Raw genomic sequence first — 24340 nt, 5'->3', positions numbered from 1 at the left:
GTGGGGAGCCGGGTACGAAAAGACCCCCCGTGCACCCGCCAGAGCCCATATACCCTTGCTACCTTCCGGTCCTGGGGGAGTTTTACGAGATGGCGCCACACGAGGGGCTGCCCCATACTCTAGCTCAAGCCGGCGAGGAGTTCGAACCGAGCGGTGCCGTCCAGGATCGTGCGATGAAGTGGGCCCGATGCAGTTCGTGGTCGCCGTGACCGGTTCCCCGGCTAACTAACTGGCGCAGGAGCAGTTGCGCGGCGTGGGTGCCCCGGCGGCGGGCTCGCCGGTCGATGGTAGTCAGCCCGAAAGTCCCACCAATGGGATGGGCGTCGATGCCGATGGCTGACAGGTCCCGAGGGACATCGAGACCCAGGTCCCTCGCCGCGAGAATGGCACCGGTCGCCATTTCGTCGCTCGCGGCGAATACGGCGGTGGGCCGTTGCTCTGGCTCGGCGAGCAGATTCTTAACCTGCTGATAGGCGCCCAGGAACGTGAAGTCCGAGACGAGTTGGTCCCTCTCGTGGATCGGCAGTCCCGCAGTTGACATCGCTCGTTCGAAACCGCGGCGTCGATCACTGGACATGGGGAAGGAACGGCCGGCCTCGGGGGGCCCTCCGATGAAGGCGATACGGCAATGTCCCAACTGGATCAGGTGATTGGTCGCGCGCAGTCCCGCATTCAGATCGCCCACGCTGATCGTGGGGGCACCCTCGAGGGAGCCCCCGATTCCTACCAGCGGAATGCCGGCGGAGAACAACTGTTCGGTCTCTCCGGGTGTCAATCGCAGCGAGACCACGGCGGCCGCGTCCAGCCGTTTGCGGAGCAGGAAATCGGTGAGCACGCTCTCGCGGAAGTTCTCGCCCTGCAAGTTGTACAGGGCGGCGTCGTACCCGGCTGCTGTCAGTGTGCTCGCGATGCCGTCGAGGACCGTGGCGAAGAACCAGCGATCCACGTAGGGCAGGACGACGCCGATGTTCCGGCTGCGCCCGCTCGCGAGACTCGATGCGTGGTAGGACGCCACGAACCCGAGTTCTTTGGCTGCGGCCTCGATGCGGCGTTTCGTCCCCGGGGAGACGGGCCCCCGGCCCGTGAGCGCGCGTGAGACGGTGGCCGTGGACATCCCCACCTTGGAGGCCACGTCCTTCAAGCGGGGTGGCCCCTGCGGCCGACGCGTTGCCGACAGTTCTCGGGCGATCATGGGCGTGCCTCCGCATCAAGGGGTGGGTACCAGCGTGATCCCGCACAGAACACGTGGCGGGGCGGTGGATGAGCTGCGATGCGGGCCGCCACCGCCGCATGCGCCAATTATGGCCCGAAACCTTCCACGGCGGACCGGCCTCCGGCCAACCCGTGCTCCCTCTCCTCTGCGGGTCTCACCCCATTTCTGGAAACGCTTGCTCCTTCCTTCCGACATGTCAACGCAACAAAGTGCCGATCCTGCCTCCCACTGATGGAATCGCTTACATTAGTGAGGTCCATCACTATCGCATGGTGGTGGTGGCGCCCGGCAGTCTCCTCGTGACATGTCGGAATTTCCCCGTGACGGGGACTCTGAAAGGAAGCTCAGCCCATGGCCGCCGTGACCTTCGACCACATCACGTGTCAGTACCCGGGCGCCGAGCGCCCCTCCGTGACCGATCTGAACCTCGATGTCGCGGACGGGGAGTTCCTGGTCCTGGTCGGCCCCTCCGGATGCGGCAAATCGACGACCCTGCGCATGCTGGCCGGACTCGAGGAGGTCACGGACGGCACGATCCTGATCGGTGACCGTGATGTTACGGATGTCCCGTCCCGTGATCGGGACATCGCCATGGTCTTCCAGAACTACGCCCTCTATCCACACATGACGGTGGCGGAGAACATGGGCTTCGCGCTCAAGATCGCCAAGGTCAATCCCGAGGAACGGCGTCGGCGGGTCGAAGAGGCCGCGAAGATCTTGGACCTGACGCAGTATCTCGATCGCAAACCGAAAGCCCTCTCCGGCGGCCAGCGGCAGCGCGTCGCCATGGGACGCGCGATCGTCCGTTCACCGCAGGTGTTTCTCATGGACGAGCCACTGTCCAACTTGGATGCCAAGCTGCGTGTCCAGACGCGGACCCAGATCGCGTCCCTGACCCGTCGGCTGGGTGTGACCACGGTGTACGTGACCCACGATCAGGTGGAGGCCATGACCATGGGTGACCGGGTGGCTGTGCTCAAGGACGGGGTGCTCATGCAAGTGGACACCCCTCGCAACCTGTACGACCGACCGAACAGCGAATTCGTGGCGGGCTTCATCGGGTCCCCGGCCATGAACCTGTTCCGAGCCCCGGTTTCCGCCGGTCATGTGGAGTTGGGCACGCTTTCTCTGCAGTTGTCCTCCGCCCAGCAGGAGGCGGTGACCGATCATCAGGTCACCGTCGGAATCCGCCCGGAGGACCTGTCACCCGCAGCGGAAGGGACGGGGGTCCCGATCACGGTGGAGGTCGTTGAGGAACTCGGCGCCGATGCATACGTGTACGGCCAACTCGCCCCGCTGACAGCCGCCACGTCGGTGGTACGGGTGGATCCGTCCGCACACGCCGCGGACCACTCCATCGATTCCGAGGAGGAAGGGGCCGATGGGGGCGCCAGCCCCATCGTGGTTCGGACGGACGGCCGCACGCCGCCGAGCGCCGGGAGCACCCTGTGGGTCGCTCCCGATCCCGAGCGCATCCACCTTTTCGATGCCGCGACCGGAAACCGGTTGCCCTCGTGAGCCCCGTGCGACCCGGTGGGCGTGCCGGACGACGGACCCGAACGAGAGATGAGGACAAGCCCATGAGACGCACGCGGTGGGCAGCCGCTCTGGCTGGTTGCGCTCTGCTACTGGCCGGGTGTTCGAGCGTACCCACAACAGGGGTGGCGGGGCTGGGCGGAGGGCCGGGGGAGGTCACCATCCAGGCCGGTGACGACGAGATCCCCGCGCTGCGTGAGATCGCGCAGGAATACACGGCCGACACGGGTGTGAACGTCCGGTTCATCGAGCGCGAGATCAACGCCCAGGCCATCTCGAACTTCATCTCCCAGAGCCCCACGGGTCAAGCTCCGGACATCATCGTGTCACCGCACGACAACCTCGGACAGTTGGCGGCCAACGGGGTGGTCGCCCCCGTGGAGCTGGGGGACCGGGGTGAGGAATTCACGAAGAACGCGCGGGACGCCGTCGTCTACAACGGAGTCAGCTACGGGGTGCCCTACGCCGTGGAAAGCGTGGCCCTGGTGCGCAACAATGCCTTGACCACTGATGATCCCGCGACCTTCGACGAACTGCGCGCCGAGGGCCATCGGCTCATGGACGAACGCGGCATCAAATACCCCTTCACGGTGAGCCAGTCACCCGATGCCGGGGATCCCTATCACCTCTACCCCCTTCAGACCTCGTTCGGTGTGGAAGTGTTCCAGCGGGGCGCGGACGGTGAGTACTCGAACGAGCTGGCCATGGGTGGACAAAATGGTCACGAGTTCGCCCGCTACCTGGCGGAGCTGGGGCGCAGCGGTGACCTCAGGACGTCCATGACACCGGACATCGCAAAAGAATCCTTCATCTCCGGGCAATCCGCCTTCCACATCGCGGGCCCGTGGGAGCTCGGCGACATCGAAGCCGCGGGTATGGACGTGACCGTTCTTCCCGTCCCGTCCGCGGGTGGGAAGGAAGCACGCCCGTTCGCCGGAGTCCAGGCGTTCTTCGTCAATGCGAACGCGGCGAATCCCGTGGCCGCGCAGGACTTCGCGACCAACTACCTGACACGCTCGGAATCACAGACTGCGCTCTACAAGAGCACGGGGCGGCCACCGGCCAGCAAAGTGGCCATTGACGGTATGCAGGGTGACCCGCTGCGTTCCGCCTACGCAGAGAACGCCACCAAGGCACTGCCCATGCCCGCCATCCCCGCGATGGGCGCAGTGTGGTCCTTCTGGGGAACCACCGAGAACGGAATCGTCAACGGCAACGGGGACCCGATCGAGCTGTGGGATCGCATGATCGCCAATATCGAAGGACAGATCCAATGAGCACGACCCCCGCCCGTCCAGTGATCTCTCCGACGGAGAGGGACTCAGCAGGTGACGGCCGGCCGGAGTCACCTCCGAGCATCCGGCATTCCCACTCGCGCGGCTTCGGCATGGGGTTCGTGATCAAGCTCGTGCTCATGGCCCTGATCAACGCCTTCGGGCTGTTCGGCATCCTGTCCGCATGGGCGGCCGAGAGCTGGGGCATCCTGGTGTTCCTGCTCCTGGCCCTGATCGCGGCGGACCTCGTGTACTTCCTACCGACCCGCAGGATGCTCCCGGCTAAGTACCTCTATCCCGGGCTGATCTTCCTACTGGTCTTCCAGATCTTCGTGGTCCTCTATACCGCGGCCACCGCGTTCACCAATTACGGTGATGGTCACAATTCCACGAAACAAGCGGCCGTCAATCAGCTGACCCGTACGTACGAACAGCGGGTGGCGGGTGGTCAGGAATATCCGGTCTCGGTGCTCAATGCGGACGGTGACCTGGCTTTGGCGACCGTGCAGGACGGCCGGGTTCTCGTCGGCTCCGCACACCAGGCGCTCAGCCCGGTCGAGGGTGCGACCGTGACGAACGGTGCCATCGATGCGGTCCCCGGTTACGACATCCTCGATTACGGGCAGGTCACCGCGGCGCACGAAGCGGTCATGGACCTGCGAGTCCCGGTCTCCGATGATCCGGCCGACGGTGCGCTGCGCACCGATGACGGCCGCACTGCCTATCCCTACACGCCCACGCTGGTCTACGACGAGCAGGCCAATGCCATGGTCTCGGACGACGGGACCGTGTACGCGGATAACGGGCAGGGGGCCTTCGTCGGCCCGGCGGGAGAAGAGCTGCGTCCCGGGTGGCGGGTTTTCGTGGGGCTGGACAACTTCGCGGCCATTTTCGATCCCGCCATCCTTGGCGGGCCGTTCGTTTCCGTCACCCTCTGGACCTTCGCCTTCGCGATCCTCTCGGTGGCCCTGACGTTCTTCCTCGGTCTGTTTCTGGCCATGCTGTTCAATGACAAGAACCTCAAGTTCCGTAACGTCTACCGGGCCATCATCTTCTTGCCTTACGCGTTTCCCGCATTCCTCTCCATCCTGATCTGGGCGGGGCTGCTCAACGCCGACTTCGGTTACATCAACCAGGTGCTGCTGGGCGGGGCGAACATCCCGTGGTTGGACAATCCGTGGCTGGCCAAGGCTTCACTGTTGCTGGTAAACCTGTGGTTGGGGTTCCCCTACATGTTCCTGGTGACCACCGGCGCGCTCCAGTCCATCCCGTCGGAACTCTATGAATCCGCGGACATGGACGGTGCGGGAGCCGTCCAGAAGTTCCGCTCGATCACTCTGCCGATGCTCATGGTGGCTGTGGGACCCCTTCTGATCGCTTCCTTCGCCATGAACTTCAACAATTTCAATGTCATCTATCTGCTCACCGGCGGCGGGCCCCAGGACTTAGAATCCACGACGGGAGTGGGGGCCACGGACATCCTGATCTCGTTCGTCTACAAGATCGCCTTCGCCGGCGGTGCCAACGACTATGGAGTTGCCTCCGCGCTGTCGATCCTCATCTTCATCATGGTGGCGGTGGTCTCGGCACTGACCTTCCGCCGCAGCAGGGCACTCGAGGAGATCAACTGACATGTCCACATCACGAGTCTCGAACGTCGCCTCCAGGAAGCCAGGGTCCCGGTCACGGCTCAGTGTCGGACAACGGTTCGCCCGTGGGGGATGGAAACACGTGGCCGCAGTCATCGCGTGCGTCTTCGCCCTGTTCCCCCTGGTCTACGCGCTATCGGCCTCGTTGTCGCCCACGGGGTCCTTGTTGGGATCCAATGACCTCTTCGCGGAGATCACCGGCGCCAACTACCGAAACCTTCTTAACGATCCACAGAACCCGTTCTTGACATGGTTCGGAAACTCCATGTTGATCTCGTCCATCACGGCTGTGGGCACGGTTCTCATGGGCGCGGCAGCTGCATACGCCTTCTCCCGGTTCAGGTTTAGGTTCCGCAGGGGCGGTCTGATGTCCCTGTTGATCATTCAGATGTTCCCGCAGTTGCTGGCCTTCGTGGCAATCTTCTTGTTGCTCTTCAGTATTTCCGAGGTGTATCCGTTCCTGGGGCTCAATTCCCGCATGGGTCTGGTCGCGGTCTACCTGGGGGGCGCGTTGGGGGCGAACACCTTCTTGATGTACGGCTTCTTCAACACCATTCCGCGTGACCTGGACGAAGCTGCGACACTGGACGGCGCGTCACACTCCCAGATCTACTGGACGATCATCCTTCCCCTGGTCACACCCATCCTCGTGGTCGTGGGCATGCTGTCGTTCATCGCGTCCTTCTCGGACTTCCTGTTGGCTCAAATCGTGTTGCAGGACCCGCAGAAGTACACCTTGGCCGTGGGCTTGTACCAATTCGTCTCCGTACAGTTCGGTGAGAACTGGGGAGTGTTCACCGCAGGCGCCATCCTGTCGGCGATCCCCGTGGTGCTGCTGTTCCTTTTCCTGCAGCGCTACATCGTCTCCGGTCTCACCGGAGGGGCCGTGAAGGGGTAGTTCGGGGGCTCACGACGTCGCTGGGCCCGCCGCGGGCGGCTCACTTACTTCATCGATTCGCGTCCGCCCGCCCAGTTCCGTTATGCTGATGGCCGCACGTTACCCACGTATGTGGGGCTCGTGCTTGCTTGGAGGATTCGCCTAGCGGCCTATGGCGCACGCCTGGAACGCGTGTTGGGTTAACGCCCTCGGGGGTTCAAATCCCCCATCCTCCGCGCTGTGATCGACGAAATGCGCCCGGTGTCAGCACGGGGCGCATTTCTCATTCGTGAACGCCGGCGCGTGGGCGTGGGCCCTCCGTCGAACCTCGTGTCGAATTCCTCGTGGAGTAAGAGCAGCCTCACGTGCGCCAGGCTGCTCTTACTCCACTTAATTTTCACCAGCGGAAGGGGTGGGAAGGCGGCCCACCACCCGAGGCGTCAGCGCTTCGGCGTGAACGACGTGGAGCACTTCCACGTGGTCTTGCCCGAGGTGGCGACGACGTCCACGACCACCTTGCGGTTCAGGGTGGCCCGGCCGATCGAGTAGGTCGTCACGGCGGTGCCCTTGGTCGAGGCGGTGGCGTACTTCTTGGTCGTGGTGGTCTTGTACTTGGCCGTGGTGGTGACCTTGGCGCGTGCACCCACCTGAGAGACCTTCACGGAGGTCTTGGTGTACTGGCGGGGCTGCGTCACGGACATGCTGGCCTTGCACGGCTTGACCACGGCGGCCTCGGCCGGTGCGGAGGAGCCCACGGCAACGGTGCCGGAGGCGAGGAACAATGCGATGAGCCCGGTCGTGACAGAGCGGCGGATGGAGGTTGCGGCGGACATGCGCGGATCCTTCGTTAAGGGTGAGGAAGCCCGTGGCGGGCGTGTGATGACAGCTCCGCCGGCCTGTGCGGTACTCACCGATCAAGGGGGTGAGCACATCATAGGAACAGGAATGACCCCCGAGTAATATCCGCCGAATAATTACGATCGCACATGTCTGCGCGGATCCGTCTCCGGTTCGCGAGGCCCCGGCACTGGTTGGTCAGCCCGGTCATCTTGCCCTCGACCGCTTGCATGGGGTTGTTGCCGTTCTCGAAGTTGCACAGCACCTGCTTCATGCCGCGCAGGTTACCGCTGAGCTCCTGCGGTGCCGCCGAGCGCGGCCGCGCCACGGCCTCGCGGGCACCCGCGGGATCGTTGCTCACGTTGCCCGGCATGTTGGCCCGGAACGCGTCGATGTGCTGGCACGTCTCGGCCGCCGTGAGCGAGCCGGTCACCACGGCCATCCCACCGGAGGGGTCGCTGCTGTCCGCGGAGTTCCCCGACCCACCCGTGGCGGCCGGGGAGTCCCGCGCCTCCGAGGTCGCGGGGGCTGGCAGCATGACGCCGCCCGGCCGCGTTCGTGCGCAACGGGCCGGGCGGCGTCGTCGTACCGGAAGGGAGGGCTACTTCTTGCCCGCCCGGAACCCGGTGATGAACGGGTCGTGGTCGGAGGAGGCGACCTCGTTCGGGACGTAGTAGTCCAGGGCCGTGGTGCGGTACTGGGCGTACTGCAGCAAGGGTGACTGGCCCGAGTTGATGTTCCACGCGGCCGCGCCGGTCATGCGCTTGGCGAGCGACGGTGAGATCAGCATGTGGTCGAGCGAACCCACCTGGCCCCCGAACACGTACGTGTAGTCTTCATCGGCGGCCCGTGCGTACCCGGCGCGGTAGAACTCCTGCAGGGGGTCCTCCTGCGCGTACGAGTTGAAGTCGCCGAGCACGGCCACGTCCTGGGAGCCCGCGGCGACCGTGAGTTCGGGGATCCAGTCGACGACGGCGCTCGCCTGCGCCACGCGCGACGCGTTCCAGGCACCCTGGCCGTCACCGGTGTCCCGGTTGGGACCGGTGCGGGGAGCGGAGCCCTTGGACTTGAAGTGGTTGACCACCACCGTGGTGGGTGCTGCGCCGTGCTTGCCGCCGCCCTTGGTCGCGGTGAACGTGGCCGCGATCGGGGTGCGCGCGTTCTCGAAGGCGCCGCCGGCTACGGCCTCGGAGCCGAGGGCCCGGGCCTGACCCACCTGCGTGACCTCGCGGGGCTGGTAGATGATCGCGTTGGTGATGAAGTCCTGCTCTGCGACCGGCTGCAGCTCGGAATCCGCCACGGGGACGTAGGCCCACTTGGTGTAGCCGGCCGTCTTGTTCAGCGCCTTGACCAGGGAGGCGAGCGCCTCGTCCTTGGACTCGCCGAGCTTCGCGGAGTTCTCGACCTCCATGAGCCCGACCACGGAGGCATCCACCTTGTTGATCGCCGAGACCGTCTTGGCCTGCTGGCGCTCGAAGTCCGCGCGGTCGTAGGCCCCGCGCGCGTCACAGCCCTGCGCCACGTTGTACGTGCCGTCCGTGGAGTAGTTCCCGCCGCGGCAGCCCTTGTCCTGCCCCACGGTGGTGAAGTAGTTCAGCACGTTGAAGGACGCGATCCGCACCTGTCCACCCACCCCCGGCTTGGGGTCCGCCGAGCCGGAGAACCGGGCCGGTTCCTTGCCCGGGACCACCGGGGCGGTGGGCTGCAGGCGCCACTTGTCGAAGCGGTAGTCCACGATCACTGGGGCGGTGATCCGCGCGGTGTCGCCCACGGCCACGGGGTTCTCGGGGGTCAGGTACGGGACCTGGCGGGGTTCCTGGGTGGGCGATGCCGCGAAGCCCCGGTTGGTGCCGTCGTCCAACGTGACCGAGATGGCTTCATTGCGCTGTGCCTGGGCGCGCGCCTCGGGGCTGTCCGGGCGTGCCACCTGAGTGGGTTGGGCGGGCAGCTCCTTGCCCGCGGACAGGCCCAGCTCACCGTAGCGGCCCACGCCGTAGGTGTCCGAGACCCGGAACTTCTCCTTGGGCAGGTAGAGCATGGATTCGAGGTTCTCGCGGTTCGCGGCGGTGGACGCCCAGTTGTTCGTCACGGGCTTCACTGCGGGGAGCTTGTCGCGCACCGGAGTGACCTCCACGTTGCCCGCGAGCTGGGTCAGGCCCTTGAACTCCCCGGCCACACCCGTGACCTGCACCCGGTCACCCACGGACACCGTGGACTGGGTGGCTCCCGTGTACACGAACACGGCGTTCGAGGCCCGGGAGGTGTCCACGTGCCCACCGGTTCCGGGGGTCTGGATCGCGAATCCGCCCAGGGTCCCCGGATCACCCGGGTACACGGCGGTGACGACGGAGGGCTCGGTGGTGACCGTCTGGCCCTTCAGGGGCGTCTCGTCCCCGGTGCCCTGGATCTGAGCGATCGACACGGTCCCGGTGGAACCGGAAGGCGCGGGGGTGGGCGCGGCCACCGCGGGTGCTGCGGCCAGGCCGCCGCACAGCAGGAGCGCGCCGGAGGACATGGCCGCAATGCGGGTCCGCAGGCTGAACAGGGGTGATGTCACGGGCATGAGGGGTCTCCAGTTGAGGGTTTGTCGGGTGGGGGATCGGGATCGCACGCCCCGGGGCGGGGTTACGCAAACAGAGGATGCGAAAACAGGGGGTGTGGGAACAGGGGGGGTGCGTGACAGGCGGTGTCGGAAGCGGGCGGCGCTTCACACGAAGACCCGCGACGCGCCGTCGTGCGGGGATCAGCGCCTGCCCGGGACCTTGACGTCCACCCACACGAAGCGGTGGTCGGAAGTCGGGAACGGGTACTCACCGGTCAGCTCGGAACCGGGCCGGCCCGGAGCGGGCCAGAAGACACCGGCGTCGAGCAGGGGCAGGTTCTTGGACGGCAACGCGTAGTCCACCCGCAGGTTCCCGGGGGCGGGATCGTCCGAGAAGTCCGCGGTGTCGAGTGCCGGGCGCGTCACGTGCGTCCGGTTGGCGCCGCCCTGGCGCGCGCTCGCCACCACGGCGCCCGTGGACGTGGGCTGCGGATCGTGCACCCGGGAGTTGTCGAGCAGCCGCCGCGCGGCACCCGGGAAGGAATCGCCGTCGTTCGGGTCCGAGTTGTAGTCGCCCACGATCACGAAGCGTTCGCCGCGGGGCAGACCGCCGCGCCGCCCGGCGTCGTCGTAGATGTAGCGCGCCGACTTGGTGCCCGTGACGTAATCGGCCCAGAACCGGATCTCGTCGTTGTTCCGGCGCCCGTTACGGTCCTCGGGGCCGTCGAAGCTGGGCGGCGTGGGGTGCGCGGCCAGCACGTGCACGGTCTTGTGGCCCACGCGCACGGGGACGTCCCAGTGGGACTTGGAGGACAGCCGCAGCTGCGCAGCCTGCTCCGGCGTGTAGTAGTCGGTGGGCAGGCGGTTGCCGGGCATGTCCTGCCACCGGAAGTGCTGGAACGTACGGACCCGATCCCGGGCGATCGGGTACTTGGAGTAGATCACCATGCCGTACTGGCCCGGGAACAGCCCGAAGCCCCAGGCGTCGTCCGGTCCGTCCACCGTGCCGTCCTGGTTGAGGTCCAGACCGGACGGCACGCCCGTGTTCACCGGCGCCACGTAGTGGTAGGGGTAGTCCACGGGCGCGTGGCCGTTCTGGCTCACCGCCAGGTAGTTGTCGCGGAACGCCCGCGCGGCGCGTCCGCCCGGGACGTAGTCGAACTCGTTGAGCAGCACGATGTCCGGGTCGTTGATCTGGATGACCTGGGCGATGTTCCGGGCCTGCTGGTTGTCCTGTGTGGACAGGTCCCGCAGCAATTGCCCCTGCTCGCCCCGGTTCAGGGACGCGTTGTACGTGGCCACGCGCAGTCCGTGCTTGTCCCGGCTTTCGTGTCCTTTGGACGACGACGCCGCTCGCGGACCTTCCCCCGCCGCGGCCGGTGCCACGGTGGTCACGGCGAGGACTCCGGCCAGTGCCGCGGCCGAGACAACAGCGGTACGAGAACGCAGACGCATGGCAAACCTCCAGGTCAGAACGAGATGACCCGAGGGTAGGGAGGCCGAACGACCAGGTCGTGGCGGGAAAGTGAAGATTTGGTGATCCGTGCTACGTGCGCCGCGAAGGCTCGTGCGACGGCGCGGTCAGAGCTCCAGGACCCGCGCGTGGATCACGGAACGGTGGTGCAGGGCCGTGCGCAGGGCCCGGTGCACACCGTCCTCGAGGTAAAGGGTTCCCCGCCAGGACACCACGTGGGGGAAGAGGTCCCCGTAGAAGGTGCAGTCCGAGTCCAGGAGGGTGGCCAGGTTCAGGGTGGAGGTCGTGGTCACCAGATCCCCCAGGCGGACCTGCTGCGGGGCCACCTTGGACCAGTCGGAGGGCGTGACCAGACCGTGGTCCGGATAGGGGCGATCGTCTCCCACGGCCTTGAAAATCATGGATTCACCCTAAAGCCGTACGCCCCGGTCCGCAGAACCGGGGCGTACGTGGCGGGTAGGTGTCGTCGGCCGGGCTGAAGGCTCCCCGTGCTGCAGCAGGCGGCAGGCGTCTGGACAAGTCGACCGGACCCGACGGAGGGGCCGGGCTCGGGATCAGGAGACCGCGCTCAGCGCGGGCGGCTGCGAGGGCAGGCGCACGGGGCGGGAGTCGGCGTCGAACTGGGCGCCCAGACCCCGCTGGATGAACCGGACCGTGGCCAGGGTGCGTTCGCGCTGGGCGCGCTCGCTCTGCACCGACTTGCTGCGATCCGCGGCGGAGGTGAGGGAGCCGTGGACCAGGTCGGACAGCTCGTCGGTGTCGCCCTCCGGGAGGTAGCCCTCGTCCATGGCGCGCTGCAGGATGGACGCGAGGAGGGACTGCAGTTGCTGCACGTGCTCGCCGAGCTTGGCGAAGTCCTCCGGGGACAACACGGTGCGCATGGCCTGGCCGGGAGGCAGGTGCCGGCGGCTGAGGTCCTCGATCTGGAACCGCACGTACACGCCCAACTGGTCTACGGGGTTTTCCACCGCGGCGAGTTCTCGATGCAGGTCCGAGACGAAGCGCTCGGTCTTGTCCAGGGCGTAGGCCACGAGCAGTTCGCCCATGTCCGCGAAGTAGTTGTACACCGCGGTGCGCCCCACCCCGGCGGTCTTGGCCACCTGGGTCATGGTCAGATCGGTGAGCCCGTTGCTGTACAGCAGGTCCCCGAACGCGTCGAGAACGGCACGCTGCGTGCGCTCGCGCTGGGCGGCATTACTGGAAGCGGTGATGCGGGGCATGACGACACCTTACCTGATTCTGTCAGCAAAAGGACGGGGCACTGACGGGCCGTGTGTGTTCTTCCCCCATTCCACCGCATGACCGCGGGGAATGCCCCTTACTTCAGGGCATTCCCCGCGGGCTTTCAGGAACTTCGTCGCCGGTGTTCGGTCAGGCCTCGGCAGCGAGCCCGCCCTGCCACAGGGAGTCGAACGGCAGGTGGGATCCCAGCCGGTGCCGGATGCCGGCGGAGACGAAACTCTTGGCGGTGCGGGCGGCCTGGAGCGGGGAGGCGCCCTTGGCCAGCTCTGCGGTGACGGCCGCGGCCAACGAGCAGCCGGCGCCCGAGACCGGGACCTCGCCCACCTTGGGTTCGGACAGCACCTCAAGCGTGGAGCCGTCGTAGAACACGTCCACGGCGTCCGGGCCGGAGAGCCGCACGCCACCCTTCGCGAGCACGGTGGCCCCGGAGGAGTCGTGGATGCGCTGGGCCGCCTCCTTGAGGTCCTCCACGTCGTTGATCTCCTCCATCCCGGATAGGGACAGGGACTCGAAGTGGTTGGGGGTCACGAACGTGGCCAGGGGCAGCATCTGTGCCTTGAGCGCCTGATCGGTGTCGAGCGCGGCGCCCGGTTCCTGGCCCTTGCAGATCAGCACCGGGTCCAGCACCAGGTGGCGGGGCGCGAGGTCCTTCATGGCCGTGGCGACCGTGTGGATCGTGTCCGGTGAACCCAGCATGCCGATCTTCACGGCGTCCAGGTCGTACGCCGCGGAAATGGTCTGCAGCTGGTTCGCCAGGGTCTGCTGGTCCACGGGCGTGAGGCGGTGGCCCCAGTCGTTCTCGGGATCGAACGCCACGATGCACGTCAGCGCGAGCGATCCGAAGACTCCCAGGGACGTGAAGGTCTTGATGTCCGCGAGCGCCCCGGCGCCGCCGGTGGCCTCGGAGCCCGCGACGGTCATGGCAACGGGCGGTTGGTTACGTGTGGTTTCGCTCATGCACGCTATTGTGCTCCCGCACGGGACGTGCCCGCGACTCGGCGCACCACCCCATTACACTGGGCTCGACGCCGGGTGGCAGACGACGTCCCTGACCCTTCCGTACATCCCAAGGACACCCGTGTCTGACGCCACCCCGCCCCACACTTCCTCCTCCCGCACCGCCGCGCTCGCGCAGGGCGAACGGCAGTCCCTCTTCGCGCGCCGCCCCCGGACGTACTTCGACGTGATCCTGGCCGCGTACTGCGTGATCCTGGTGCTCTCCAACATCGGCGCGACCAAGGGCGTGCAGTTCGGCCCCATCATCACGGACGGCGGGTTCTTCCTGTTCCCACTGGCCTACGTGCTGGGGGACGTGGTCTCCGAGGTCTACGGTTTCCGGGCCGCACGCAAGGCGATCATCACGTCCTTCTTCTTCGGGGCGTTCTCCTCCCTGGTGTTCTGGATCGTGATCATCCTGCCGCCGGCGCCCTTCTACGAGAACCAGAGCGCGTTCGAGACGGTGCTGGGCCCGGTCCCGCTGATCGTGGCGGGTTCCCTGCTGGGTTACCTGGTGGGTCAGCTGCTCAACGCATACGTGATGGTCAAGGTCAAGGAACGCACCAGGGAGAAGCACCTGTGGGCGCGGCTGATCTCCTCCACCATGGTGGGCGAACTCGTGGACACCGTGATCTTCTGCTCGATCGCCGCTCCCATCATCGGGATCGACTCGTGGTCCGCGTTCTTCAACTACGTCCTGGTGGGCTATGTCTACAAGGTCCTCGTGGAGGTCTTGATCATGCCGGTCACGTACGCGGTGATCGGCTGGATCAAGCGCCGCGAACCCGGCTACGACACGCGCGCCCTCGAGGAGGCGAACGCGCGGTAGCGGGGCGCGAGCGGCGTCGTCGTGCCCCCGGCTCGGGAGCCCACGTAGGCGAGGTGCCCCCGGGTCAGTACCCCAGGTAGGCGAGCTGCGCGGCGATGGAGCGCTCCGCGGCGCGCCGTACCCCGGGGGGGACGTCGGCGTAGACGGCGTCCGTGATCGCCTCGACGCTCGCGTCGCGGCCGAGTCCGGCGACGATCTCCCGCACCTTATCCAGGCGTTCGAGCCGGTGCTCCGTGAGTTCCTCGCACACCTCCTGCAGATCCGGCAGGGGTGCGCCGTGAGCAGGTAGCACCGTGGCGCCCGAGCGTTGCCCGAGCAGTTCGAGGGAGCGCAGATAGTCGCCCAGGGAACCGTCCGGGTGGTCGATCATGGTGGAACCGCGCCCCAGCACGGTGTCCCCGGTGATGACCGTCTCCGGCTCGTCGTGGGGCAACCGGAAGCACACGGAGTCGGAGGTGTGCCCGGGGGTGGCCAGCACGCGGATGCTCACGCCCGCGGCCAGGATGCAGTCGCCGTCCCGCAGGGGCTCGCCGCTGTCCCGGCAGAACTCGGGCAGGGCCGCACGCACGGGCGCACCGGTGATCTCGTGGAGTCGGTCGATGCCGTCCGTGTGATCCCCGTGGCGGTGCGTCACGAGGATCAGCACCACGGTCCCGGTCGCCGCGACCGCCTGCAGGTGCGCCTCGTCCAGGGGTCCGGGATCCACGACGACGACGTCCGGTCCGGGCCACTCGCCCCGGCCCTGCGCGGACGGGTGGTGGCCGTAGTTCGGGTGCTCCGGGCCGTCCCCCGGGGCGGAGAGGATCCACGTGTTGGTGCCGTCGAGGGTCATGGGCCCGGGATTGGGCGCGAGCACCACGCCGGCGCACGCGCTCACGCGGCGCAGGACGCCTGGGGTGGCGTGCACGGGCTTGGGGTCGCTCATCGCGGGCCTCCCGTTTCGGAAGGAACAGGGGAGGTCGACGGCGCGCCGTAGTACCTCGCCAGGAAATCGTCACGGTAGTCGAAGTACGTCCCCGCGTCGATGGCGTCCCGCGCGCCGGAGACGAGGTCCAGGATGAAGCGCTCGTTGTGGATGGACGCGAGTGTTGCGGCGTTGCGCTCCTTGGCCTTGAACAGGTGACGCAGGTACGCGCGGGTGTAGTGGGTGCACGTGTAGCACGGGCACGTGTCCGAGATGGGCGTGAAGTCGCGTTTGAAGCGGATGTTCGTGAGGTTGAACCGGCCATCGGGGGAGTAGACGGCCGACGAGCGGGCCACGCGAGTGGGGGAGACGCAGTCGAAGGTGTCCACGCCGTTGTCGATCGCGGTGAAGATGTCGTCCGGTTCGGAGATGCCCAGCAGGTGCTTGGGGGTCTCCTCGGGCAGTTCTTCCGTGCACCACCGCACAATGGTCCCCAGCTGACGTTTCTCCAGGGCACCCCCGATCCCGAACCCGTCGAAGCCCATCTCGGCCAGATCCCGGCAGGCCATGCGCCGTAGGTCCTCGTACTGGGCGCCCTGGATCACCCCGAACAGCGCCTGGTAGGGCTTGTCCGGGCGGGCCTCGGTGAGTCGGCAGTGTTCGGCCACGCAGCGCAGGGCCCACTTGCGGGTGCGTTCCAGGGCGTCCTCCTGGTACTCGCGGGAATCGTGGAGCGTAGTGAGCTCGTCGAACGCGAACATGATGTCCGCGCCGATGTTGTGCTGCACCCGCATGGAGACCTCCGGCGTGAACCGGTGCAGGTCCCCGTTGAGGTAGGAACGGAACCACACGCCGTCGTCGTCCACGCGCGCCATGCGCTTGTGCCCGGGGGCGGGCTGTGCGCCCCCAGGGGACGGTGTGAGCGCGGACATGTCGATGACCTTGCCGAGCCCCGAACCCAGGGACATCACCTGGAACCCGCCCGAATCGGTGAACGTGGGGCCGGGCCAGTTCATGAAGGTGCCCAGCCCGCCGGCGGCGTCCAGGATGTCGTCGCCCGGCTCGAGGAACAGGTGGTACGCGTTGGCCAGCATCGCCTGGGCGCCCTCCGCAGCCATGGACTCCGGGAGCACGGCCTTCACGGCGGCCTGCGTGGCCACCGGGATGAACGCCGGGGTACGGATCGGGCCGTGCGGCGTGGTGATGGTGCCCGTGCGGGCCTGGAACTGGCCGCCATTGTCCCGGATGCGCTGCTGCGGAACGGGAGAATCACGCAGGCGCGTGTGGAGCCGGAAGGTGAACGGGGAGGGGGATTCGGTGCTGGACACCACACCATTGTGCCGGTTGCGCGAAAGCGAGAGACAATGTGGTGTCCCCTCCACCCGATGCCGAAAGAACGAGCGCAATCCGGTGAGTCAGGTCACAGAATTCTTCAGGGTCCCACAGTCCGTGCCTTCACCTCCATCTACGCGCGCAACGAGCTCATCCGCGCGCGGTTCAAGCACCAGACCCAGGCGGGGGTTCTCATCACAGATGCGGGATGCTCGGTGTGTTGCTGTCCAACCTGGGGGCGTCGGAACCGGTGGTGCCCGTCCCGGAGCATCACGGGCTGACCACGGGACAGCTGTGGGCCCACGCCGGTCGGTTTTTCCTGGCCACGGGTGTGGCCGGCATCCTGGGCAGCCTCAGCGGGCTGTCCCACAGCTACTGGGCCATGGTCGCGGCGGACACCCAGGCGATCCCGCTCATGCGGCAAGCGGCCAACGGGAGCACGTGACGCCCTCCGGGCAGATCATCCGCTGTTCAGCGGCCCCATCCCGCGTGGGCGATCGCCTGACGGATGAGGTCCTCGCGCCCGCCCTCGAACTCGTCCTGGACATCCGTGGACAGCGCCTCGTCCGGGGTCATCCACGACAACTGCAGGGCGTCCTGACGGGGCTCGCACTCACCGCGCACGGGGACGATGTAGCTCAGCGCCACCGCGTGCTGCCGGTCGTCGGTCAGCCCGGTCTCGGACGGGGACGGGAAGAACTCGGACACCGCGAACGGGACCGTGGTGGACGGCATCTGCGGCATGGCGAGCGGTCCCAGGTCCTTCTCGAGGTGACGCAGCAGCGCCGCGCGCACCGTCTCGCGGTACATCACGCGTCCCGAGACGAATGTGCGCACCATGCGGCCCTCGTCGTTGGGCGTGAGCAACAACCCGATCTCGGACAGACAACCGAGCGGGTCCAGGCGCACGGGGATGGCCTGTACGTACACGATCGGCAGGGACGCGCGGGCACGATTGAGGTCGTCCTCGCTGAGCCAGCCAGGGTTGGGGTCCGGGGTGCGTACTGAACTCATGGTTCGTTTCTACCGTCGTGACGCCCCCGCGGGCCAGGAATCTGCGGCGTCAGCGGCCGAGTTCAGCGATCAGCCGAACGCGCGGCGGCTTCCAGTACGGTCCACGCCTGCACCTGCGTGCTGAGTTCCACCGGGGCGCCGGCCCGCTGCGCCTGGTTCGCGTGCTGCGCCGGTTCGGGGGAGAACACCGCGACCGTCTCGCCCACCGTTCGCACCGCGGCGGGCACCGTGAAGTCCTCGTTCGGATCGAATTCCCGACGCCCGTCCCACAGGGCGTCCGCGGTGTCGGTGACGAGCGCGCGGGCGGTGGCCCGAGCGTCGTCGTCCAGCAACGACGACGACGCGGCTTCGCCCAGGTAGCGCACCAGGATGCCCGTGAACAGCCCGGCGTCACCGCCGCCCTGGCCGCGCAACACGGGTGCACCGTGGGGGCCGGGGACCGTGAACTCCCGGGCCGCGCCGTGGACGAGCCGTGCCGCCCGGTCGAGCCACAGTGCGTGCTCGGCGGGATCCGCGGTGACCTCCGCGAGCTCGAGGGCCGCACCGAGGGCCGGGCCGCTGTTGTAGGTGTAGACGTGCGGGTCCACGGACGTGATCTCCTTCCCGGAGCCCGCCGCGGCCATGCGGATGCCGTCCAGGAACACGCCGCGCTCGGCGTCGAAGAGGGTGTCGAACAACCACGTGAGCAGTGCGCGAGCCTCGGCAGTGCGGTGCATGCGTAGGAATGTCAGCGCCACCGGGGCGGTGGACGCCGTGTTCTTGTAGTCCCGCGTGGTGTTCCACCACGCACCGCCGCCCATGGTGTCGTCGCAACCGGAGGCGAGGCGCGTGGCCAGAGCGGCGCCGTCGTCCTGCACCGCGCGCGATGTGCGGCCCGTGGCGGCGAGGTCCTCGTCACGCAGGCGCCCCACGGCGAGGGTCAGCCAGGCCATGTCGTCGAAGAACACGTTGTTGGTCACCCGCCCGCCGCTGTGCACGGCGATGCCCCGCAGCAACCGATGCGCGCGGGAGCGGGCCAGCTCAGCGGTGTCCTGGTTGCCGGCGTGGCGCTCGCGGGCCGCGGCGTCCACGAACGCGTCCAGCAAATGGGCCTGCCACCAGTAGTGCCACGGCCCCCGCCACGGGCGCGGGAACGCGACAGCCCCCAGGTACGTGCCCGGCACGCGCAGCGCCCGCGTACCGAACAGGTAGTCCACGGAGTGCGCGGCCTTCGCGGCGCGGTGGGCGGGGGATTCGGACATCGCGGGGCTCCTGGGAGGACGGGTGGGGTGTGTGAGGAGTTTATCGCCCGGTGCTGCTGCGGCTCGCCCGGTGCCCCCGCTGCCTTTTCTGAGTTATCGCAGCTTTTCCCCGTGGTGGGGTGCTTTTACTCCACCAGGAATTCGCGTCGGGGCGTGCGCGGATCCCTGAACACCTCCCCATACACTCGCTTCATGGGCCCCATCGATTCCCCGACATCTCGCTCCCAACGCCGCCTGCCCCGTTGGTTGGTGGTGCTGATGTCCCCTGGGTGTGGTCCTGGTTCTCAGTGTGGCCTTGGCCTGTCGCGGGCAAGGCCCGGACCAGGATGAGCGTGGGGCCCGGCCATTCGAGGTCCTCGTGCTCCTCCAGGGGAAGGAAACCCATCCTGGTGTAGAAAGCCCGGGTCTGGGCATAGGGGGCGTTCTCGAAGGACGGCCCCACCGGGTGCACGGAGAGCAGCGTGCGGCCATCGCCGGCAGGCAGGGACGACCGTCGGGGCCGAGTGCTCGGTATGGCCCCAGTAAATGCACGAGGAGTAATCACTTGCGGGTGGAATAGGCGCGTGGTGCGCGAGCTCGTGTATGGCATCGACCCAGATCACCCCACTTTGCCTGTTCATGCATCTGAGCGGATTGGAGGCCTGGGCGCAAGCTCCGATCGCGTCCCTGGAGAGCACTTCTGACCAAGCTGAGGAACGGCAGGAATTCTTCTCCTTGCTGCACATGAACCGGGCTGTGGTCGACCGGTACCGAGTGAGGATCGCCGGAGGGCCCGAGCGGCCGTTGGAGGTCGACGGTCGGGTGGTTGAAGATCCCCTAGACGATCAACGTCATGACGGCATGGCCGCTCGGAGGGGCGAGTCTGGCGTCGAGCTCATTGCTGCCTGGCTGGAACGACGCCCAGAACTGGGGCGGGCTCCTGAACTTACAGCGAATGTTCTAGCTCATGGCACGTATGGCGAACGGTTCGTGGACGCAGACTTCTCCACGATGGTCATGTCGCTGGAGGGGCTACACCGCAAGCTTCACTCTGGGAAAACCGGTGCCCTGACAAAAGCTCAAAAAAAGGCCCGTCGCGCCATCGGGGACATCATCGCGAGGGCCAAGGATGAAGGGGAAATAGACGATCTCATAGCCTCCACCCTGAAAAATCGTGTCCTCAATAGCCAGTTGGGAGAACCCACACTTGAGCAGCGTGTCCAGGACATCTTGGACGATGTACAGCCACTGGTGCCGATAATCTGTGGGACGGCTGCCGGGGCACACGACCTGTGGAAGAGAGAAGTGAAGAGCCTGCGGAACAACTACGCCCATGGCCTGCAGAAGCAGACCCAGCTCAGGAAAAACCTTGTGCTTTTTACCTCGCTGACCGTCTTGGTGGCCTCCCGTTGCCTCGTGTATGTCGGGTGCTCCCCGGAGAAGCTGGTGGAGTCGATCCCACTCACCGAGGGTGGAGGTAATTTGGTGCGCTGGGGAAGAACACTGATGCCAGATTTCTACGCCCCGAATGACCCGAGGGACGATCAACACACAACGGCCAAAGGTGACCCGATCCAGGATGGTGAACCTGGGCCCTCAGCCCAGCGCCTCCCGTAGCACGGGTTCGCGGATCTGGTCCGCGAGCCACGGGCTGAACGCGAACGGGGCGCTCTCCACCGCGGCCACGAGGTCGTGGGGGGCGGCCCACGAGTACTCGGCGACCTCGGACTCGGCGGGACGGGGATCGTCGTCGGCGACGGCAATGAACACCGGGCAGAACTCATTCTCAACGATCCCGGAGGCGTCCGTGGCCCGGTATCGGAACTCGGGCAGCACCACGGTGAGGTTGCGGATCTCCAGGCCGAGTTCCTGCTGGGCACGGCGGGCGACGGCGTCCTCGAAGGACTCGTCCGGTCCCGGGTGACCGCAGAAACTGTTGGACCATACGCCGGGCCACGTGCGCTTGCCGAGCGCGCGGCGGGTCACCAGGACCTGGCCGCGGGAGTTGAGCACGTGGCACGAGAACGCCAGGTGCAGGGGGGTGTCCTCGGTGTGAACCGTGGATTTCAGGGCCGTTCCGGTGGGTTGGTGTTGATCGTCCAGGAGCACCACGCGCTCCGGGCTGGTGTGCTCGCTCACGAGGCCGCCTCACGGTCATGTGTTAGGTTCCAGGCCATGGTAACCGCCGGATCGGGCACGCAGTGAGACGACGCGTGAACCCTCCGCTACCCACGGTGCGCGGCGTGGGGCCCGCGCGGGTCCGGATGCCCGGCCCGGGTTCCCCGGACCCGGTCTTGCGGGCTCTGGACGGTCTCCCGACCACGGCCGCGGACTACGTCCAGCAGCGTTTCCCGGACGACGCCGCGTGGTTCGCCCACGAGGTCGCCGCTGGTCGTGTCCGCGGGGACGACGGCGCCGTCGTCACCCCGGCCACCCCTTACGAAGCGGGGGCCTCGGTATGGTTCCACCGCCCGGTCCCGGACGACGACGCCGTGCCCATCACCCTCGACGTGCTGTACGAGGACGAATGGATCCTGGCGGTGGACAAACCGCACGGGCTGTGCAGCACCCCGAAGGGCGAGAACGTCCGCCGCTCCGTGGTGGTGGCTGCGCGGTGCCAGTTCCACAACGACGAGATCTCCGCTGTGCACCGGCTGGACCGCTCCACGGGCGGGGTGCTGCTGCTGAGCAAGCACGCGGCGGACCGCGGGGTGTTCCACCGCATGTTCCAGGAGCGCACGGTGACCAAGACCTATTGGGCCGTGGCCCGCGTCAATGATCGGGTGGGGAAGGAGCCGGTGCGCGTGGAGTCCCGGATCCGCAAGATCCAGGGAGTCGTGCAGGCCTTCGAGGAACCGGGAGACGTCAACGCCGTCACGGACATCCGCCTGCTCGAACGCTTCACCGATGACGCGGGGCAGTGGGGTTGCTACGAGATCGCTCCGCTGACCGGGCGCACCCATCAGATCCGGGTGCACATGAACTCGTTGGGCCTCCCATTACGCGGGGACAAGTTGTACCCGGTACCGCTGGACGATTTCGACGTGGAGGATCCGGACAACCCCATGCAGTTGATCGCCCGCTCCCTGACCTTCACCCATCCCATGACGGGTGAGACGATCACCGTGAGCTCACGTCTGTCATCCAGCGCCCATACGGCTCGTCGATCCGGGGCGCCCAGCGAACTTCTGACACATTGACCTGCAAGGGCAAAGTTGAACATCTGTCGAAGGATGCCGAAACGTTCCGACCGAGTGTGATGTAACACACCAAAACCCGGCTACCCCGGGGTACCCTTATCAGCGGGTCTTCCCCCCTCATCGGGCCCGTACAGGGGTTGTCGTACACGCAGCCCCGAGTCGGTTGGCACATGCCACCACGAGCTGTCCCCCCACAGCGCGTACGTCTGTCACACCCTCGTGGTGTCATGCCACGGAGGTGCGGGCGCGTGCGCCCAACGACGAAATGGTCCCCATGTCACATCACCGCATTCCTGCCATCGACGGGTACTCCCCGACCCGACGAGCCTTCTCGAACCTGGCCGCGACCATCACTGCGGCTCTCATGATCCTGAGCGGGGGCCTGTTCACCGGCACCCCCGCGCAGGCCGCGCCCTCCGACATCGTGTCCGTGTCCAGCAGCACGCGGGCGGCGGACGCCCAGAAGCTCCTGAACCTGATCAACCAACACCGGGCATCCAAGGGCTTGGCCCCGGTGAAGTACTCCAAGTCGCTGTCCGGCATTGCCCAGAGCCAGTCCGACCGACTGGTCAAGGAAGAGGTCATCGACCACAGCAACCTGTTCCTCACGGACCGCCGGGCCGCCGGGTACAACGCGGCGGGGGAGATCCACGCACTGTCGTGGCAGAACTCGGTTCCCGACCTCATGAACTGGTGGAAGGGCTCCCATGCGCACAACAAGGTCCTCACGGACCCCCGGATGCAGGTCGTGGGGATCGGACTGACCTACGTGGACGGCCGGTTGTCCGGCACGGGCGAGGGTTGGCGCCTGGTGGGCACCGTGGATTCCTACGGATACCCTGCCGGCAGCGGTCCCTCGGACGTCACCCGCACGGTCACCGCGGCAGCGCCGCGCCCGCAGGCCGACACCGTGGCCCCCGTGGCCGCGAAGCGCGTGGCACCCCCGGCCTACACCGTCAAGGGCGGCATCAAGAGCCGGTACCAAGCACTGGGTGGGGCCGCCAAGTTCGGCTACCCGACCATGAACGAACGCGGCGGCCTGGTCAACGGCGGCGTCTACCAGAACTTCAGGACCGCGGGCGGCGCCCAGTACAAGTTCATGTGGTCCCCGTCCTCCGGCGCGCACGTGATCAAGGAGACCGGCGCGATCGGTAAGCGCTGGAAGGCAGCCGGCTTCGAGCGCGGGTGGGGCTACCCCACCACCGAGGAATACCGCGTGGGCTCCGAGATGCGCCAGCGCTTCTCCAAGGGCTACACCGTCCATTGGTCCTCGGTCACGGGCAAGACCTGGGTCACCCGCTGACGCACCACGAACCGGAACGTCCGGATTCGCCGACGGCGCGCGCACGGGGTGCGTTCCGGTCCTGACAGGCCCGGGCGCACCCCGCAGCCGATCCCCTTTTTCGTCAGCCCGTCACTCGCTCTGGCAGCGCGGGCACCACACGATCTTGCGCAGGTGCTGCACTGCGGTGCCCGGCGCCGTCGTGGTGCCGTCCGGCGCGGGGACGGTGAGCAGAGCGTCGTCGATCTCTCCGCGCCGCAGCACCGCGCCGCACCGGCGACACGGCTGACCGTCCTTGCCGTACGCCCAGAACAGGGGGCGACCCTGCGGTGCCTGCCCCACGGTCGAGCGCATCGAGCGGTCCTTGTTCAGGTGCAGCAGCTTGTGCGCGAGCGTCACGATCTCGCGCAGCTTGCCCTCCGGCAGGGAGCCGACCGTGACCCATGGGTTGGTGCGCGACATGAACAGCACCTCCACGCGGTACACGTTGCCGATCCCCGCGAGGTTGCGCTGATCCATGAGCGCGGTGCCGATCGCCCGGTCGGGTTGCGCACCCAGCCGCTCGAGGGCCCTCTCCAGGTCCCAGTCCGGTCCGAGGATGTCCGGGCCCAGGTACCCCACGAGTTGCTCGTCCTCCAGGCGGGTAGGCACCAGTCGGACGTCCTTGACGTCGAAACCCACGGCTTCCACGTCCTCGGTGCGCAGGATCGCGCGAATGGTGTGCGAGCCCTGCCCGATGGACACGTCCGCGCTGAGCCGGGTCCTCGCTTCTGCGCGTGAACGCACGCTGCCGCCCCGCCGGGCCTGCCCCCGCGGTCGGTAGGGACTCGCCCCGGGTCGGCTCGTGCGCATTCCGTTCCTTGCTCGTGACGACGACGCCGCTCGCCCGCTTCCGGCCGGAGCATCACCTTTGCTGCGT

Annotated in this window: 23 protein-coding genes, 1 tRNA gene and 1 other RNA gene; 10 read left to right on the top strand and 15 right to left on the bottom strand. The window is 67.1% G+C overall.

The genetic code is table 11. The features are described 5' to 3' along the window. Positions 1–15 precede the first annotated feature (15 nt). Positions 16–112: signal recognition particle sRNA small type (gene ffs / locus IE157_RS03030), an RNA gene on the bottom strand. A 12-nt stretch (positions 113–124) separates the two neighbouring features. Then, positions 125–1192, bottom strand: coding sequence for a LacI family DNA-binding transcriptional regulator (locus IE157_RS03025; protein ID WP_193519062.1), 1068 nt, complete (start codon positions 1190–1192; stop codon positions 125–127). Between the two features lie 372 nt (positions 1193–1564). On the opposite strand from IE157_RS03025, the gene IE157_RS03020 reads away from it, so the two are divergent. From IE157_RS03020 to IE157_RS03000, 5 genes are all read left to right on the top strand, one after another. Further along, positions 1565–2731 (top strand): ABC transporter ATP-binding protein, encoded by a 1167-nt coding sequence (locus IE157_RS03020; protein ID WP_193519061.1) that lies wholly within the window; start codon positions 1565–1567, stop codon positions 2729–2731. Between the two features lie 62 nt (positions 2732–2793). Then, positions 2794–4026 (top strand): sugar ABC transporter substrate-binding protein, encoded by a 1233-nt coding sequence (locus IE157_RS03015; protein WP_035960781.1) that lies wholly within the window; start codon positions 2794–2796, stop codon positions 4024–4026. A gap of 110 nt (positions 4027–4136) precedes the next feature. Next, positions 4137–5654 (top strand): ABC transporter permease subunit, encoded by a 1518-nt coding sequence (locus IE157_RS03010; protein WP_318281275.1) that lies wholly within the window; start codon positions 4137–4139, stop codon positions 5652–5654. A gap of 100 nt (positions 5655–5754) precedes the next feature. Next, positions 5755–6570: a sugar ABC transporter permease gene (locus IE157_RS03005; RefSeq protein ID WP_167318016.1), complete on the top strand. Its 816-nt coding sequence runs from the start codon at positions 5755–5757 to the stop codon at positions 6568–6570. 130 nt (positions 6571–6700) lie between these two features. Next, positions 6701–6785 (top strand) — tRNA-Ser (locus tag IE157_RS03000). Positions 6786–6989: 204 nt separating this feature from the next. Here IE157_RS03000 and IE157_RS02995 read toward each other — a convergent pair. The 7 genes from IE157_RS02995 to IE157_RS02965 all read right to left on the bottom strand — a co-directional run bounded on the left by IE157_RS02995 (position 6990) and on the right by IE157_RS02965 (position 13601). Further along, complete coding sequence (locus IE157_RS02995; RefSeq protein WP_064846545.1) at positions 6990–7382, bottom strand: hypothetical protein; 393 nt, start codon at positions 7380–7382, stop codon at positions 6990–6992. A 98-nt stretch (positions 7383–7480) separates the two neighbouring features. Next, entirely contained in the window at positions 7481–7924 is a 444-nt protein-coding gene (locus tag IE157_RS02990) for a hypothetical protein (protein ID WP_193519060.1), read from the bottom strand. 63 nt (positions 7925–7987) lie between these two features. Beyond that, positions 7988–9949: an ExeM/NucH family extracellular endonuclease gene (locus tag IE157_RS02985; RefSeq protein ID WP_193519059.1), complete on the bottom strand. Its 1962-nt coding sequence runs from the start codon at positions 9947–9949 to the stop codon at positions 7988–7990. A 180-nt stretch (positions 9950–10129) separates the two neighbouring features. Further along, positions 10130–11383: an endonuclease/exonuclease/phosphatase family protein gene (locus tag IE157_RS02980; protein ID WP_193519058.1), complete on the bottom strand. Its 1254-nt coding sequence runs from the start codon at positions 11381–11383 to the stop codon at positions 10130–10132. A gap of 126 nt (positions 11384–11509) precedes the next feature. Next, complete coding sequence (locus tag IE157_RS02975) at positions 11510–11803, bottom strand: type II toxin-antitoxin system VapB family antitoxin (RefSeq protein WP_098053504.1); 294 nt, start codon at positions 11801–11803, stop codon at positions 11510–11512. Positions 11804–11956: 153 nt separating this feature from the next. Continuing rightward, positions 11957–12622: a TetR/AcrR family transcriptional regulator gene (locus IE157_RS02970; protein ID WP_193519057.1), complete on the bottom strand. Its 666-nt coding sequence runs from the start codon at positions 12620–12622 to the stop codon at positions 11957–11959. 151 nt (positions 12623–12773) lie between these two features. Continuing rightward, positions 12774–13601 carry a hydroxymethylpyrimidine/phosphomethylpyrimidine kinase gene (locus IE157_RS02965; RefSeq protein ID WP_098053503.1) on the bottom strand — a complete coding sequence of 276 codons (828 nt, stop codon included), beginning with the start codon at positions 13599–13601 and terminating at the stop codon, positions 12774–12776. 121 nt (positions 13602–13722) lie between these two features. On the opposite strand from IE157_RS02965, the gene IE157_RS02960 reads away from it, so the two are divergent. Beyond that, positions 13723–14469: a queuosine precursor transporter gene (locus IE157_RS02960; RefSeq protein ID WP_404820555.1), complete on the top strand. Its 747-nt coding sequence runs from the start codon at positions 13723–13725 to the stop codon at positions 14467–14469. Positions 14470–14533: 64 nt separating this feature from the next. On the opposite strand, the gene IE157_RS02955 is transcribed toward IE157_RS02960, so the two are convergent. Both IE157_RS02955 and tgt read right to left on the bottom strand, forming a co-directional pair. Further along, positions 14534–15394: an MBL fold metallo-hydrolase gene (locus IE157_RS02955; protein ID WP_193519056.1), complete on the bottom strand. Its 861-nt coding sequence runs from the start codon at positions 15392–15394 to the stop codon at positions 14534–14536. Beyond that, positions 15391–16701, bottom strand: a complete 1311-nt coding sequence (gene tgt, locus IE157_RS02950) for a tRNA guanosine(34) transglycosylase Tgt (protein ID WP_144997130.1) — start codon at positions 16699–16701, stop codon at positions 15391–15393. The genes IE157_RS02955 and tgt overlap by 4 nt, the downstream gene beginning before the upstream one ends. Before the next feature lie 212 nt (positions 16702–16913). Here tgt and IE157_RS02945 point away from each other — a divergent pair, with 212 nt between their 5' ends. Beyond that, a complete protein-coding gene (locus tag IE157_RS02945) occupies positions 16914–17150 on the top strand; it encodes a hypothetical protein (protein WP_193519055.1) in 237 nt (78 codons plus the stop codon). Positions 17151–17176: 26 nt separating this feature from the next. Here IE157_RS02945 and IE157_RS02940 read toward each other — a convergent pair whose 3' ends face one another. Further along, on the bottom strand, positions 17177–17719 hold the full coding sequence (locus IE157_RS02940) for an NUDIX hydrolase family protein (RefSeq protein ID WP_085108758.1): 543 nt from the start codon (positions 17717–17719) through the stop codon (positions 17177–17179). A gap of 62 nt (positions 17720–17781) precedes the next feature. Further along, the gene (locus tag IE157_RS02935) at positions 17782–18960 is read right to left on the bottom strand and encodes a glycoside hydrolase family 76 protein (protein ID WP_193519054.1); all 1179 of its coding nucleotides are present in this window, start codon (positions 18958–18960) and stop codon (positions 17782–17784) included. A 582-nt stretch (positions 18961–19542) separates the two neighbouring features. Here IE157_RS02935 and IE157_RS02930 point away from each other — a divergent pair. Next, positions 19543–20556: a HEPN domain-containing protein gene (locus tag IE157_RS02930; protein ID WP_193519053.1), complete on the top strand. Its 1014-nt coding sequence runs from the start codon at positions 19543–19545 to the stop codon at positions 20554–20556. On the opposite strand, the gene idi is transcribed toward IE157_RS02930, so the two are convergent. Further along, a complete protein-coding gene (idi, locus tag IE157_RS02925; RefSeq protein WP_167318023.1) occupies positions 20536–21078 on the bottom strand; it encodes an isopentenyl-diphosphate Delta-isomerase in 543 nt (180 codons plus the stop codon). The two genes, IE157_RS02930 and idi, sit on opposite strands and share 21 nt — an antisense overlap. A 74-nt stretch (positions 21079–21152) precedes the next feature. Between idi and IE157_RS02920 the strand changes: the two genes are divergently transcribed. Together IE157_RS02920 and IE157_RS02915 are read left to right on the top strand one after the other, a co-directional pair. Beyond that, on the top strand, positions 21153–22139 hold the full coding sequence (locus tag IE157_RS02920; protein ID WP_318281274.1) for a pseudouridine synthase: 987 nt from the start codon (positions 21153–21155) through the stop codon (positions 22137–22139). Positions 22140–22413: 274 nt separating this feature from the next. Further along, entirely contained in the window at positions 22414–23442 is a 1029-nt protein-coding gene (locus tag IE157_RS02915; RefSeq protein WP_193519052.1) for a CAP domain-containing protein, read from the top strand. Positions 23443–23553: 111 nt separating this feature from the next. Here IE157_RS02915 and IE157_RS12790 read toward each other — a convergent pair whose 3' ends face one another. Then, positions 23554–24207: an Fpg/Nei family DNA glycosylase gene (locus tag IE157_RS12790; RefSeq protein WP_318281330.1), complete on the bottom strand. Its 654-nt coding sequence runs from the start codon at positions 24205–24207 to the stop codon at positions 23554–23556. Between the last annotated feature and the right edge of the window lie 133 nt (positions 24208–24340).

Origin of the sequence: Kocuria marina (assembly GCA_014652975.1) — a bacterium.
Classification (GTDB): Bacteria; Actinomycetota; Actinomycetes; order Actinomycetales; family Micrococcaceae; genus Kocuria; species Kocuria marina.
Note: the sequence above shows the minus strand (reverse complement) of the source record. Positions and strands in the feature narration are given on the sequence as shown.